The sequence below is a fragment of the Bacillus sp. LJBS17 genome (genome assembly GCF_019334685.1).
GTDB lineage: Bacteria > Bacillota > Bacilli > Bacillales > Bacillaceae > Bacillus > Bacillus subtilis.
Genome location: NZ_CP079759.1, coordinates 869,844 through 884,379 on the forward strand (window position 1 = coordinate 869,844; position 14,536 = coordinate 884,379).

General features: G+C 44.1%; 12 protein-coding genes. 6 read left to right on the plus strand and 6 right to left on the minus strand.

Going from position 1 to position 14,536, the window contains the following annotated elements; all coding sequences use genetic code 11:
- Positions 1-34: 34 nt before the first annotated feature.
- From KXZ66_RS04370 to KXZ66_RS04395, 6 genes are read right to left on the minus strand one after another with little or no spacing between them, the layout of a single operon-like run.
- Positions 35-364, minus strand: coding sequence for a YnfA family protein (locus tag KXZ66_RS04370; protein ID WP_010886445.1), 330 nt, complete (start codon positions 362-364; stop codon positions 35-37).
- Positions 365-413: 49 nt separating this feature from the next.
- Complete coding sequence (locus tag KXZ66_RS04375) at positions 414-956, minus strand: YfjD family protein (RefSeq protein ID WP_063335700.1); 543 nt, start codon at positions 954-956, stop codon at positions 414-416.
- A 9-nt stretch (positions 957-965) separates the two neighbouring features.
- The gene (locus KXZ66_RS04380; protein ID WP_219144826.1) at positions 966-1,523 is read right to left on the minus strand and encodes a YfjD family protein; all 558 of its coding nucleotides are present in this window, start codon (positions 1,521-1,523) and stop codon (positions 966-968) included.
- 31 nt (positions 1,524-1,554) lie between these two features.
- Positions 1,555-2,322, minus strand: a complete 768-nt coding sequence (locus tag KXZ66_RS04385; RefSeq protein ID WP_003243767.1) for a hypothetical protein — start codon at positions 2,320-2,322, stop codon at positions 1,555-1,557.
- An 11-nt stretch (positions 2,323-2,333) separates the two neighbouring features.
- Positions 2,334-3,557 (minus strand): hypothetical protein, encoded by a 1,224-nt coding sequence (locus KXZ66_RS04390; protein WP_014476173.1) that lies wholly within the window; start codon positions 3,555-3,557, stop codon positions 2,334-2,336.
- Positions 3,558-3,562: 5 nt separating this feature from the next.
- Positions 3,563-3,877 (minus strand): WXG100 family type VII secretion target, encoded by a 315-nt coding sequence (locus KXZ66_RS04395; RefSeq protein ID WP_003243177.1) that lies wholly within the window; start codon positions 3,875-3,877, stop codon positions 3,563-3,565.
- Between the two features lie 335 nt (positions 3,878-4,212).
- On the opposite strand from KXZ66_RS04395, the gene glvA reads away from it, so the two are divergent.
- The 6 genes from glvA to KXZ66_RS04425 all read left to right on the plus strand — a co-directional run bounded on the left by glvA (position 4,213) and on the right by KXZ66_RS04425 (position 14,390).
- Complete coding sequence (gene glvA / locus KXZ66_RS04400; RefSeq protein WP_219144827.1) at positions 4,213-5,562, plus strand: maltose-6'-phosphate glucosidase; 1,350 nt, start codon at positions 4,213-4,215, stop codon at positions 5,560-5,562.
- A gap of 64 nt (positions 5,563-5,626) precedes the next feature.
- Complete coding sequence (gene glvR / locus KXZ66_RS04405) at positions 5,627-6,391, plus strand: MurR/RpiR family transcriptional regulator GlvR (protein WP_014476181.1); 765 nt, start codon at positions 5,627-5,629, stop codon at positions 6,389-6,391.
- 14 nt (positions 6,392-6,405) lie between these two features.
- Positions 6,406-7,989 (plus strand): PTS maltose transporter subunit IIBC, encoded by a 1,584-nt coding sequence (gene malP / locus KXZ66_RS04410; RefSeq protein WP_042978116.1) that lies wholly within the window; start codon positions 6,406-6,408, stop codon positions 7,987-7,989.
- 123 nt (positions 7,990-8,112) lie between these two features.
- Positions 8,113-10,446 carry a peptidase G2 autoproteolytic cleavage domain-containing protein gene (locus KXZ66_RS04415; protein ID WP_043940076.1) on the plus strand — a complete coding sequence of 778 codons (2,334 nt, stop codon included), beginning with the start codon at positions 8,113-8,115 and terminating at the stop codon, positions 10,444-10,446.
- 414 nt (positions 10,447-10,860) lie between these two features.
- A complete protein-coding gene (locus KXZ66_RS04420; RefSeq protein ID WP_219144828.1) occupies positions 10,861-12,582 on the plus strand; it encodes an ABC transporter ATP-binding protein in 1,722 nt (573 codons plus the stop codon).
- Positions 12,576-14,390 (plus strand): ABC transporter ATP-binding protein, encoded by a 1,815-nt coding sequence (locus KXZ66_RS04425; protein ID WP_219144829.1) that lies wholly within the window; start codon positions 12,576-12,578, stop codon positions 14,388-14,390. The genes KXZ66_RS04420 and KXZ66_RS04425 overlap by 7 nt, the downstream gene beginning before the upstream one ends.
- Positions 14,391-14,536 lie beyond the last annotated feature (146 nt).

Genomic DNA, 14,536 nt, shown 5'->3' on the forward strand with positions numbered 1-14,536 from the left:
CAAAAATGGCCCGCTTCATAAGCAGGCCATTTTGTTATCCGCGCGGCGCAAATAAAATAACACAGACACCGATGAGACAAATGAATGCGCCGATCCAGTCATACAGATCAGGTGTTTTCCGGTCAACAAGCCATCCCCACAGGACCGCAAGCACGATGAATACTCCGCCATAAGCGGCGTATACACGGCCGAAAGATGGGAAGGACTGAAACGTCGGAAGAATGCCGTATACAATGAGGATCAGCGCCCCGGCGATTCCGTAGCCGGCTGGCTTTGCCTCTCTCAGCCATAGCCAAACCAGATATCCGCCGCCAATTTCGGCAAGCCCTGCCGCGAGAAATAAAAGAATGGTAATCAGCATCATGAGCACTCCTCAATTTGCATTTATCTTTCATTATAGAGGAGGAGAGCTTTTAAAGCTTCGGATGATTCTCAAATTCCTTCAAATACGCTTTTCGCTGAACCTCTGTAAATTGGCTGATCCAATTGTTTTGAGCCTCTTCATTCAAATGGGGAAGGATATAGCGTTCAACCGCTTCGAAAAACAGCGGATTCGCGATGATGTTCCAGGTCGGGATTCGAACGATTTTGCCGTCTGTTTTCTCGATGATAATATCCTCAAAAAAGATCCCTTTCAAACTGTATTGATGGCGTCCCATATAAAGCCGCTTCACCTCGGAAAACAGCACGCTGCGCTTTCTCGAGAAGATTTCGCCACTAGGTCCGGTCTTTATGGTGAAAATGACATTTCCACGGCTTGTGAACGCAGGAAAAGCCATAAAGAATGTGATCAATCCATAAATCATCGCCAGTAATCCGCCGCCCAAATAAAGCAGGGCATATTTAGATTCAAACGTGAGGGCTTCAGACACCAGCCAGACTCCCACAATAAAGGCGCCCCCTGTAGCGAGGAACAGCCAAGCCCTTAGAAACATCATGCTTTTTACTTCAATCATGTGCTGCCCCTAAAGCTTCGGATGATTCTCAAATTCCTTCAAATACGCACTGCGTTGGATGTCTGTAAACTGTCCGATCCAATTGCTTTTCGCCTCTTCATTCAGATGTGGAAGGATATAGCGTTCAACCGCTTCGAAAAACAACGGATTCGGAATGATGTTCCAAGTGGGAATGCGAATGGTCTTCTGATCAACGGTTTGGATCAATATATCTTCCTGGAAAATTCCTTTTAGACTAAATTTATGGCGGCTCATCTCAATTTTCTTGATATCAGTAAACGTAACAGACACTTTGTCAGTGAACACTTCTCCATTTTTTCCTGTCTTGATGCGGAAAATGGTATTTCCCCGCGGGGTGAAAGCCGGAAAGAAGATGATAAATAAATATAAACAAAACAAGGTGAACAGAAAGCCAGCAGGAATGGCTAATAGGTAATATTTCGTTTGAAACGTAATACCCATATAAAAGAGCCAAAAACATGCTAATCCCATACCGGCAGATCCGACAAAAGCCCATATTCTCAGGAACATTTTGCTTTTGACTTCAATGATTTCTTGGTTTTTCAATGCTTTTCTCCTTTTGTTAATTCAATTCTTATCATTTTGAAATGATTTGATTTACAACATCCTTATGAGCAGGGAGGATAGAAAATTCATTCTGGGTGATGCCTGTGACAAGCCAAGTATGGTGGGCCCCCGGCAGGACAAATGCCATGTCAGCCACTTCAGGAGTGTTATCTTTGCCATATGCCAGACGCATAAGTGTATCCATTTTCCCTTTCCGCAAAGCCAGATCATTTGCAAATCGGGTAACGTCCTCTTGGTGGTCATGTTTTTCAAGGAACTCTTTTAGATATGAAGGGTTGTCTGAAGCGCCCTCCAAGAGTTTTTCAAATTCATTTGATGTCAATGTCACAATCGATTCTCTTTTATCCTCTGTATCTATTATATGTAAAAACTCATCTGTCTTAGCAAGTAACCCTTCACTTGATTCCATTTTTGTAATGCGATGGACTTGTTCATCAAAAAGGAGTTCGTGAGAGTAGGTGCCGAATTTTGATACATGGCAGGACACATTCTGTTCGGCGCCTTGCCCGTTAAATTTAGAAAGCTTCACTGTATAGTCAGCGTCGTTTAATACATGGATAAACGGACAGTACTCGTCCTTTAACCGATATTGATGGTTCCGATATTCCGCTGCATCCTTAGCTAAGAGTGAGCGGCAAGCTGCTTCGAACAAAGCGCCGAGCTGTTCATCTTCTATTTCCGGAAAATAGGCCTGCTTCAAGGCCATCCCCTGTTCAAAAAACCCTTCGCTGTAAAAGCAAAATAAGAGTTCTTCTATGCTAATTGTAAACTGCTTCATTGTTTATTCTCCTATCCAAATGAAAATTTCCCTTTAAGGAAATGGGTTGCGCCGTGTATGAGCGAATCCGCTGTTTTCTTTGCTTTTTCCATTCCTTTTTTCGCGCTGTCTATCCCTTTATGTATCGATTTATTCGCCGCATCTATGCCGTCATTCACTGATTTGACGACTTTGCCGGCTGATTCCAGCCCTTTTTTGGCTGTATCAACGACAGCATGGATCGGTTCTTTCAGCTTTAAGGCTGCTTTTTCAGCAAAACCGGCTGTATATTTGGCGATTTGTTCTCCGACGACTCCGCCAATGTATGAACCTGCTGCCCCAAGAAGGACAGTACCCACAGGTCCTGCAAAGCTTCCGATTGCACCGCCGATGACAGCACCAGCTGTCGCACCGCCGGCAACAAAAATCGTATTATTCACAGCATTACCGACGGCCTTGGCGTTTTCACGCTTGAGAACTTCGGGTTTGTCCTGGTATTTTGCATAATTTTCAGCAATTTTCACGCCTGCTCCGAATGTTTCGGTTGCACCGGTAATCAGTGTGGCGGTAATGGCATTTCCTTTCGCGAATCTCAAGCCCGTTTTTCCCACATCCTTCAAAGTGGAGCGTACGCCGGCTTCATTAAGAAATCCTTTTGTGTAGCTTCTGACGCTGTTTGAAAAATCCACCGTGTCCTGAGGGAAGTATTTTGTAAACTTTTTATGTACCAAATCTGAAAAAGGACGGTTTGTCTTTTTCAACAAATATTTAGGATTCAAAAGCACTCTTGCCGCTTTTTGATAACGTGAGCTGTCAACGGCCCTGGAAATATCCAAGAGCAGTTTTGAGTGCTGTGCTGTATGCAAGCCGCTTGGCTGTTTCACAAATTTCGTAAGCCCTAATCCGTAATATTTTCCCTGCGTCAGCATAAGGGCGGTTAAGCTTGTCAACGTACCGTATTTGTCGTAGGCATTGTAGAGCTTTCGCAAAATATCATCTTGTTCCACAAATTTATCGCCCGTTTTTCTGATGAAAATCTCATTGTCACTTAGCTTAGTGACGAGCGCTTTTCCTGAGCTCCACGCATCGCCCACTCCGGAAAAACAGCTGCTGTAGCGGGGATCGCATTGCAAAATCATCTGCCCCAGCTCCACATGCAGGTCCTTATATTTGTTTTCCATATCAGTTAATTCAGTGACTACATCATTTGCAAGCTGTTCGAGCTTATCCGGATCAACTGCAATGTTTCCTGACACACCGTTCACCTCCCGAGTTTATGTCTTTCCTCTCTTGCTTTACGCTCCAGTTCTTCCATTCTGGCAATTTCAGCTTTTCGTTCTTCTATTTTGACAGCGGCAGCCTTCAGCTCTTGGCTTGTTTCAAGCAGCTCCTGTTCGAATTGATCGTAGGCGGCTTTTGTTTCCTCGAAATCCTGGTCAAACGAATCTCTTGCTTTGCCCTGCCAAGCATCTCCCAATGCAGATAACCGGGATTCAAGCAGCATTTTGGAGCTTCTGACCTCTTCTGCGGCCGCACTATACTTGTTTGCCAGCTCAATGACTTTATATGAGTCCAACTTTTGTCCCCTGCCTTTTCTAAATTCACGCACAATTGGATGTTTTATATAAATGATTATAAATAATTCGGCATGTATCCGAATCGTACAAAAGAACCTTTTCATAAGAATTGGAAGGGCGTATATTCACTTAAAATTCACAGTTGGTGAGACTTTAAGATTACAAAAAAGGTAAAAAAACCAAATCTCTCAGACATAAGGCAAATGAGAAATTTCCCGCTCTATGGGAAAAAACACTAAAGTTGATCAAATGACCTAAGTGCGCCAAACGTGTTACGGGACGGGCTATCTCATGGTATAAATGGAATTGTAAACGTTATCAAGGAGGTCGTCATATGAAGAAAAAATCATTCTCAATCGTAATAGCGGGCGGAGGGAGCACTTTCACTCCAGGGATCGTACTCATGCTCTTGGACCATTTGGAGGAGTTTCCGATCAGAAAGCTGAAGCTGTATGATAATGATAAGGAGAGACAGGATCGAATTGCAGGCGCCTGTGACGTTTTTATCAGAGAAAAAGCGCCGGATATTGAATTTGCAGCGACGACTGACCCGGTAGAAGCTTTTACAGATGTCGATTTTGTTATGGCGCACATCAGAGTAGGGAAATACGCGATGCGTGCGCTTGATGAGCAAATTCCGTTAAAGTACGGAGTTGTCGGCCAGGAGACGTGCGGGCCGGGCGGGATCGCATACGGTATGCGTTCGATCGGCGGTGTGCTTGAAATATTAGATTACATGGAAAAATACTCGCCTGATGCGTGGATGCTCAATTATTCCAATCCGGCGGCGATTGTGGCTGAAGCTACGAGACGCCTTAGACCGAATTCTAAAATTCTTAATATCTGTGATATGCCGGTTGGGATCGAAGACCGGATGGCGCAAATTCTTGGCTTATCCTCAAGAAAAGAAATGAAGGTCCGCTATTACGGATTAAATCATTTCGGCTGGTGGACATCAATTCAGGATCAAGAGGGCAACGATTTAATGCCGAAGCTGAAGGAGCATGTATCTCAATACGGCTATATTCCGAAAACAGAGGCTGAAGCGGTGGAGGCGAGCTGGAATGACACATTCGCCAAAGCGCGTGACGTGCAGGCCGCAGATCCTGACACACTGCCGAATACGTATTTGCAATATTATTTGTTCCCGGATGATATGGTGAAAAAATCAAATCCGAATCATACGCGGGCAAATGAAGTGATGGAAGGGCGCGAAGCTTTTATTTTCAGCCAATGTGACATGATTACACGTGAGCAGTCCACAGAAAACAGCGAAATCAAAATCGATGACCACGCATCATATATCGTTGATCTTGCCCGGGCGATTGCCTACAACACAGGTGAAAGAATGCTGTTGATCGTTGAAAATAACGGCACAATTGCGAACTTCGACCCGACTGCGATGGTCGAGGTGCCATGCATTGTCGGCTCAAATGGGCCTGAACCGATTACCGTCGGCACCATTCCGCAATTCCAAAAAGGGCTTATGGAGCAGCAGGTATCCGTTGAGAAGCTGACTGTTGAAGCATGGGCGGAGAAATCGTTCCAAAAGCTGTGGCAGGCGCTAATTTTGTCAAAAACAGTGCCGAACGCGCGTGTGGCAAGACTCATTCTCGAGGATTTAATGGAGGCCAACAAAGACTTCTGGCCTGAGCTTGATCAAAGCCCGACCCGTATATCATAACTGAAATTCCCCCATTTTCGAATCTGTAATTGTATATAATAGAAAGAAAATGGGGGGATCTGATATGCAGCTCGAAGAACTGATCAATCAGCACTACAGCAAATTGAATGACAACGATTTTCATATTTTAAAATATATATTGAATCATAAGCACACATGCTATCACCTTGGAATCGACGCGCTGGCCAAAGCTTGCAGTGTATCGCGTTCCTCAATTTTACGGCTTGCCCAAAAGCTCGGTTTCAGTGGCTACAGTGAATTTCGCGTCTTTTTAAAGTGGGAAGATCAGCCGGAAGAAGGCGAGAGTATGAGTTTTGAAAAGCTGCTTGATGATATTGAAGCAAATTTGAAGTTCTTAAGGACAAAGGACATGACGGACATGTGCCAGCTGATTGATGAAGCTGACCGCATTTTCGTCTACGGTTCTGGAAATGCGCAAAAGATATGCGCCCGCGACCTGCAAAGAATGTTTATTCCGCGCCATCGCTATCTTATTTTAATTGAAGACACAAATGAATTTAATCTGATGCGCGGGGATTTTAAAGTGAACGATCTGTTTATCATCATTTCTCTTTCCGGAGAAACACCGGAGCTGATTCCTCAGGCAAGAATGCTTTCTGCAAAGGGTATTCCCTTTATTTCCATTACGAATTTAAAAAACAATGTCCTCGCCCAGCTGACTCCGCATAATCTTTATGCGACAAGCAAACCTGTGACATTAAGCGATAAAACGGAAATTGTCGCTTTTGCACCGTTTTTTCTCGTTGGCGAAGCATTGTTCCGCGCATATGTTGATTACAAAGAGGCAGAAAAAAATGACAATGAGTAGCAGGGGGTTCTGGTATGATGCAAAAAATTCAGCGCTTTGGAAGCGCGATGTTTGTGCCTGTTTTATTATTCGCGTTCGCCGGCATTATCGTCGGTATCAGCACGCTCTTTAAAAATAAAACCCTCATGGGACCGCTCGCCGATCCTGACGGTTTTTGGTATCAGTGCTGGTATATCATTGAGCAGGGCGGCTGGACTGTCTTTAACCAAATGCCGCTCTTATTCGCCATTGGCATCCCGGTTGCTTTGGCGAAGAAAGCTCAGGCACGCGCTTGTTTGGAAGCGCTTACTGTTTACCTGACATTCAACTATTTTGTCAGCGCGATATTGACGGTATGGGGAGGAGCATTTGGCGTCGACATGAATCAAGAGGTCGGCGGAACGAGCGGGTTAACGATGATTGCGGGCATAAAAACGCTCGATACCAACATTATCGGAGCCATCTTTATTTCTTCGATTGTCGTCTTTTTGCATAATCGCTATTTTGATAAAAAACTGCCCGATTTTCTCGGCATCTTTCAAGGCTCAACATATATCGTGATGATTTCCTTCTTTATTATGATCCCAATTGCCTTGGCTGTGTCTTATATTTGGCCGATGGTTCAATCGGGAATCGGCTCGCTTCAAAGCTTCCTGGTTGCTTCTGGGGCGGTGGGCGTTTGGATATACACGTTTTTGGAACGGATTTTAATTCCGACCGGCCTTCATCACTTTATTTACACGCCGTTTATTTATGGCCCGGCTGTAGCGGAAGGCGGGATCGTCACGTATTGGGCACAGCATCTCGGCGAATATTCGCAAAGCGCCAAACCGCTGAAGGAGCTCTTTCCGCAAGGCGGATTCGCGCTTCACGGCAACTCGAAAATCTTCGGTATTCCGGGTATCGCCCTGGCTTTTTATGTGACAGCCAAAAAGGAAAAGAAAAAACTCGTCGCAGGGCTGCTGATTCCTGTCACACTGACAGCGATTGTCGCCGGTATTACAGAGCCAATTGAGTTTACGTTCTTATTCATTTCACCTTTCTTATTTGCGGTTCACGCCGTGCTTGCCGCCACAATGTCGACAGTTATGTATATGGCCGGCGTCGTCGGAAATATGGGAGGCGGACTGATTGAGGCGGTGACCTTGAACTGGATTCCGCTCTTTGGCAGCCACGGTATGACATATGTGTATCAAATTTTGATCGGGCTCTCGTTTACAGCAATTTATTTTTTCGTCTTCAGATTTTTAATCCTCAAATTCAATATCGCTACACCAGGACGGGAAAAGGATGAACAGCAGGAAACAAAGCTGTATTCGAAAAAGGAATACAGAGAACGAAAAAACAAGGATGAAACGGCCTCCGCTGCTGAAACGGCTGATGACACCGCTTTTCTGTATATTGAAGCGCTGGGCGGAAAAGACAACATCACTGAAGTCACAAACTGCGCCACCCGCCTCAGAGTCAGTGTCAAGGATGAAACAAAGGTTGAACCCGACAGCGTTTTCCGCGCGCTTGGCGCACACGGCGTCGTCAGGAACGGGAAGGCGTTTCAGGTGATTATCGGATTAAGCGTGCCGCAGATGCGGGAGCGTGTGGAAAAATTACTAAATGAATAGGTGAAATTATTTGATCAGTGCGCTGTTTAAAGACAGCGCTTTTTTGTTTGTCATACGTTTGCCACTTATAAGTGCAAGGGATGTTATGTTTCTTAAAAACTGAAACCAATAGGGGGAGTAAAAATGGAAAATTATACAACGTTTTTAGGTCTTTACAAACCTGAAAGCACTGAAAGTATTGAAATTGATTCCAAGCTTGCCGAGAATTTCGAAACGATTGATAGTAAAATTGGGATTGCATTAAGTAATGGAATAACAACTTTTGAAAACTTAAATGAAAGACTCAAAATGTATGAGAACAGATTTGAGTACCTTGATGAACGAAACGTAATGGATTATGGAGCTAAAGGAGACGGGGTCACAGATGATACGCAAGCATTTCATGATGCGATGGCCGAAGGCGGTTATCTCATAAAAGTCCCTGCAGGCGTATTTAGGGTATCTGGCTTGCTCGTTCCTTCGAATACAATGCTGGTTGGAGCGGGTAAAAAAAGGACCATCATTAAGTTATTAGACGATACGCCAGTTGGTCACTCTGTACTCACCAATAGTGATCATACAAATGGTAATGAAAATATCTACATTGGACATTTGACACTGGACTGGAATAAAGATACGCGTCCTGCTGGATGGAAGATCCCTAAGGGGCCCACTTCAAGCTGCTTGCTTTTTGCAAATGTGGATTACTCTTTTGTAGAGCATGTTTTTGCAAAAAATGCCGGCCTTCACGGGTTTGATGCTACAAGCCCTAATTATAACAGACACGGAGAAAATGATGATCCTACCTTTTATCAGCCTGGTGGCTGCAACTTTGTAACCTTCTCATATTGCGAAGCAACAGGCTCTGGCGATGATAATTTCACATGTCACTTTGGAAAGCATACGACTTTTAGTCATTGTCTTTCTTACCATCCGATGGGGTTAAATGATGGGTCTTCAAATACAAACTGTTTTGAAATCGATGATGGCTCTCAGGATGTAATGGTTGATAGCTGCATCGCAATTGGAGGAGTTCGAGGATTTGAAATTAAAGCTCATGATTATGCTCCGGCTGCAAAAAGAGTTCAACTTGTGAACTGCCGTGCCTATGAAAATGCAATTAGTTTTTGCATTCGGCATATAGGACACCACACAGCAAGTGATCCTCAATCAGCATCAGCTCATGACGTTCAGCTGGCTAACTGTATCGCATATAACCCTAAGCCGAGTGATCTGTACAAAGGGGCAGGGCCGAATGCATTGCAAATTTCAGGTTACGATGGCGTCAATGTGGTTAATTTTCATGCTATATGCGATGATTCCTCCATTAACTATAAGGGAAATTCAGTCGTAAGCGTGTATTATAAAGGGCGTCTAATCAATTTAAAGAATATAACGATTCGAGGATTTAAAACTGCTGATAATGATCTTTATATTGTAGGTGGCGACAATTCTGTCGGTAAGGTAATGATTGATGGTGTGACATTGATCGATTCAGCCGAAAAGGGTGTTGTTTTTGGGAGCGGTATGTACGAGTCTGTAGTTAGTAATGTATGGGGGCAAAGATCGCCTAAAAATAACAGTGGTACAGTTGGAATTTTTTCTGTTGACCCTGATCTTAATGTTTCTAATTGTGACTTTTCAGGCTATGAAACAGATTTTAAGATTGGCGGCGTCGTGACGCCGTACTTTTTGTTTAAACATAAAGGAAGCGGGATTATTGGCTCTCGTGATTCCCACGCTACTGGAAATAATAATTTTGTAGCTGGATCTGTTCGAAGCAGAGCAACTGGGGCTGCTCAATCTTCTGTGATAGCCTCATATAATACGATCAATCCGAACTCAGACTCAGTTGCTCTAGGATGGGCAAGTGGGAGCACACCATCCTCATCAAACAGAAAGATAGAATTTCATGCAAAAGATGGAACGATTAAGGCTTCAGGAAGCATAAAAAGTTCCCAAACGTTCTCGGATTACGCTGAATATTTCGAGAGCCTAAGCGGTGAAAAAATTCCGGCAGGAACCCTAGTTACTTTGGAGGGTGATAAAATTAGACCTGCAAAAAAAGGTGACTTTATGCTTGGAGTTATTTCTGAAACAGCTGGTGTGATACTTGGTGAGTCAAGCTTCCATTGGTCTGGAAGATACCTGAAGAATGATTTTGGCGGGTATATTTATGAAAAACAGAAAGGTGCCAATGGCCAAATCGTCATGGCGCCTATGGAAAACCCTGATTATAAGCCAGATAAGAACTATGCCTCTAGGGAAGAGAGGGATGAATGGAATGTTGTGGGCCTTGTAGGACAGGTTTATGTAAGATGCGACAGCACAGTAGAAGCCGGAGACTTTATTCAAGCGCATAACAACGGAATTGCTACAAAAACGGTATCTCCTAAACAAAGGTGGCAGGTCATGAGAGTCATCAAAGAGTTCGACAAAAGTAAGGGATATGGAGTGGTTTTAGTTTTTATTCGGTAACATTAAAATGTACAGATTCTAAATAGAGTGCTTAACAATGCACTCTATTTAGAGTTTTAATTAGATTTTAGAAATTTTTCACCGCATTTTTATCAGATTATATTCCTCGCAAAAAGGTCTTCGTTTTAAAATTTATATTTTTCATTATTCCTACGGTTCCAGCAATCTTCCTAATTTATCTAAGTCTATCCAGCACCTCAACTTGAGTAGAGTAAAATCTTTGATATTTTTTAATGAACGCAGATCAGCAGTGAATAGCTCTCGAATAAAAGATAAAGTGATTTTGGTTATCGATAAATTCAGTGCTTTTCTATGCTTTCATAACACTTCATGACAGTAAAATTCTTTCATCAAACCCTATAAACAATTAAAATAAAAAGTACATATTGCTAAAAGGGGTTTGGAGGCTTTTACATGCAAAAAGCTTTGTCGTTTTTAAAACCATATTCATTGCTGGCGGGAATTGCTCTGATTCTTATGCTGACGGAGCTTGCAGTTGAACTGATGCAGCCTTTATTGATTGCAAAAATCATCGACGATGGGATATTGAAGCAAGATCTGCGGCATGTATGGATATGGGGCGCGGTCATGATCGGGCTGACCGTGTTATCCTTTGCGGCGGGGATGCTGAATTCTTTTTATGCCGCCCATGTCAGCCAAAGCTTTTCCTATGATACGAGAAAAGGGCTTTTTCAAAAAATCCAGTCCTTCTCCTATTCCACATTTGGACAGTTTTCGTCCTCTTCTTATATTACAAGGCTGACGAACGACGTCACACAGGTTCAAAATATGATTTTTATGAGTTTGCGGTTTATGCTGCGGGCTCCCTTAATGATTGCAGGCGGCATTGTGCTATCGCTTGCCGTTAATGTGAAACTCGGCTTTTTTCTGCTTGTGACCATTCCGATCCTGATCTTGTTTTTGCTATGGGTATTAAGGAAAGGCGGGGCACTGTTCCGCTCAGTGCAGAAAAGGCTGGATCAAGTGAACACTATCATGCAGGAAAATTTAACTGCAATCAAGCTGATCAAAGCGCTGCTTCGCGGCAGCCACGAAGTCAAACGATTTATCAAAGCCAACACAAGGCTGATGGAAAAAACGGTTTCGGCCTTTCAGCTTGTGGAATTCACGATGCCTGTACTGATGCTTTTGATGAATCTCTGCATCCTTTTGATTTTGTGGGCGGGGTCCTACAGTATTACGAGCGGAAGCACTCAGGTTGGCGATGTTGTTGCGATAATTAACTACGCAACACGAATTACAGGCGCGCTTTCGATGTTTCCGTTTTTGATTATGATTTTCACCAGGGCGAAAGCTTCAGGGGATAGAATCGGCGAGGTGCTTGAAACAGAAGGCGATGAGCGGGAGGAAGGCATCATATCTGATCGTTTGTCAGGACGGATTGAGTTTCAGCATGTATCCTTTCGCTATCCTGAAATGGACAGAGAAGCGCTCAGGGATGTCTCATTTTCCGCAAAGCCAAGAGAAACGATTGCGATTCTCGGTGCGACGGGCTCGGGCAAGTCCACGCTTTTTCAGCTCATTCCGCGGCTTTATCAGCCGGATTCAGGCCGCATTTACATAGATGAAAAGCCGGTTCAAGATATTCCGGCTGAAGGGCTGCGCAGGCAAATTGGATATGTACCGCAGGAAGTCCTCTTGTTTTCCGGCACAATCAAAGAAAACATCGCTTGGGGCAAAGAAAATGCTTCACTAGATGAAATAATGGATGCGGCCAAACATGCGCAAATTCATGAAACGATTTTGAAGCTCCCAAATGGATATGACACAGTTTTGGGACAAAGAGGCGTCAACCTGTCCGGCGGCCAAAAACAGCGAATTTCCATTGCGCGGGCACTGATTCGAAAACCGGCTATCCTTCTATTAGATGACAGCACAAGCGCGCTTGATCTGCAAACGGAGGCGAAGCTGCTTGAAGCAATCAGCACATACCATTGCACAACTTTGATCATTACACAAAAAATAACCACGGCGATGAAAGCTGATCAGATTTTGCTGCTTGAGGACGGCGAACTGATTGAAAAAGGCACTCACAGTGAGCTGCTTTCTGCATCTCAGTTATACAAGCGCATTTACGAGTCACAATTCGGAAGGGAGGGGAGCGAGTCATGCTAAAAGACATCCGCAAGCCTTTCCAATATCCCAAACTGCCAATTGACAAAAAAGAAGGCGCGAAAAAGCGGGCGAAAGCAAAGGATACAAAGGGCACACTGAGACGAATCTGGTCTTACTTGGCTGAAAGAAAAGGACTGCTCATACTTGTCATGCTGATGGTTGTCATCAGCGCCATATTCGGGCTCCTTGGCCCCTTTGTGATCGGAAAGGCCATCGACCATTTTATCGTCGGGAAAACGGTCAGCGGCTTGATTCCTGTTTTGCTTCTTCTGCTCGCTATCTATATCATTCAGTCCCTGTCGCTTTGGTTTCAAAACTATTGGATGATTACGATCTCGCAGGGCACGGTTTTCAGAATGAGAAGCGAATTGTTCACCCATCTGCATGAGCTGCCGATTCCATTTTTTGATAAACAGCGGCACGGCGAGCTGATGAGCCGGGTGACGAATGACATCGAAAATGTCAGTTCTACCTTAAACACGTCAGTCATTCAAATTTTGTCAAGTGTGATCACCTTTGTCGGGACGATTGCGGTGATGCTGTACATGAGCCCGCTCCTTACATTGATTACGCTGACCATTATTCCGGTGATGGCAGCGAGCCTGAAATGGATCACCAACCGAACGGGAAAGCTGTTTAAAGAACAGCAGAAAAACCTTGGTGATCTGAATGGGTATATTGAGGAATCTGTTTCAGGCGCAAAGGTCATCAAAGCATATTCACGTGAGAAGCAGATTACTGCTGAATTTCTCGAAAAAAACGCTGCACTCAAGACGTCGGGCTTTTGGGCGCAGACGATTTCCGGGTTTATCCCGAAGGTCATGAACTCTTTGAATAACTTAAGCTTTACAATGATAGCGGCAATCGGCGGTTTGTTTGCGCTGAAAGGCTGGATCTCGATCGGCTCCATCGTCGTCTTTGCCGAGTATTCAAGACAATTTACACGCCCTTTAAACGATCTGGCCAACCAGTTTAATACGATGCTGTCCGCAATCGCCGGCGCTGAACGGGTGTTTGACGTGCTTGATGAAAAAGAAGAGCGCGAGGATGAAAAGAACGCCATGCATCAGCCCATCCAAACAGGCAGCATTGAATTCCGCGATGTGTCCTTCGGTTACGATAAAGGGCAGCAGACACTGAAGCATTTACAGTTTACCGTGCCTGCAGGGCAGTCCATCGCGTTTGTCGGACCGACGGGGGCGGGGAAGACAACCGTCACTAACCTTATCGCCCGTTTTTACGAGCCTAACGATGGAAAAATTTTAATCGACGGTATAGATATTAAAACCCTTACTAGAGCAAGCCTGAGAAAAAACATGGGGTTTGTTCTTCAGGATTCTTTCTTATTTCAGGGAACGATCAGAGAAAACATTCGCTACGGCAGGCTTGATGCTTCTGATCAGGAAGTCGAAGCCGCTGCAAAAACAGCGAATGCCCATAGTTTTATTGAAAGGCTGCCAAAAGGGTATGACACCGTGCTGACGCAAAACGGTTCGGGCATCAGTCAAGGACAGAAGCAGTTGATTTCTATAGCGAGGGCGGTGCTTGCCGATCCGGTTCTTCTCATTTTGGATGAAGCGACAAGCAACATTGATACCGTTACAGAAGTCAACATTCAAGAAGCGCTCGCCCGTTTAATGGAAGGAAGAACAAGCGTCATCATTGCCCACAGGCTGAACACCATTCAAAGAGCGGACCAGATTGTGGTGCTAAAAGATGGTGAAATGATTGAAAAAGGCAGCCATGACGAGCTGATTCGGCAAAAAGGATTTTACAGTGACTTATATGAAAGCCAATTTGAGAAATAGACCTTTGTCCTGCACAGAGGTCTTTTTTGTTACAGTTTTATAGTACTTTTATTTCATTTTCGTAAAATGTAACGAAATTACTTGACGTAAACAAGTTATGTATATATACTAGCTTACATTAAGTAAGTGATAACTTTTATCAAGGA

Bases quoted from the DNA above. Each gene is read 5' to 3' on its own strand.
- KXZ66_RS04370 (WP_010886445.1), bottom strand. From the start codon at position 364: ATGATGCTGATTACCATTCTTTTATTTCTCGCGGCAGGGCTTGCCGAA.
- KXZ66_RS04375 (WP_063335700.1), bottom strand. From the start codon at position 956: ATGATTGAAGTAAAAAGCATGATGTTTCTAAGGGCTTGGCTGTTCCTC.
- KXZ66_RS04385 (WP_003243767.1), bottom strand. From the start codon at position 2,322: ATGAAGCAGTTTACAATTAGCATAGAAGAACTCTTATTTTGCTTTTAC.
- glvA (WP_219144827.1), top strand. From the start codon at position 4,213: ATGAAGAAAAAATCATTCTCAATCGTAATAGCGGGCGGAGGGAGCACT.
- glvR (WP_014476181.1), top strand. From the start codon at position 5,627: ATGCAGCTCGAAGAACTGATCAATCAGCACTACAGCAAATTGAATGAC.
- malP (WP_042978116.1), top strand. From the start codon at position 6,406: ATGATGCAAAAAATTCAGCGCTTTGGAAGCGCGATGTTTGTGCCTGTT.
- KXZ66_RS04415 (WP_043940076.1), top strand. From the start codon at position 8,113: ATGGAAAATTATACAACGTTTTTAGGTCTTTACAAACCTGAAAGCACT.
- KXZ66_RS04420 (WP_219144828.1), top strand. From the start codon at position 10,861: ATGCAAAAAGCTTTGTCGTTTTTAAAACCATATTCATTGCTGGCGGGA.
- KXZ66_RS04425 (WP_219144829.1), top strand. From the start codon at position 12,576: ATGCTAAAAGACATCCGCAAGCCTTTCCAATATCCCAAACTGCCAATT.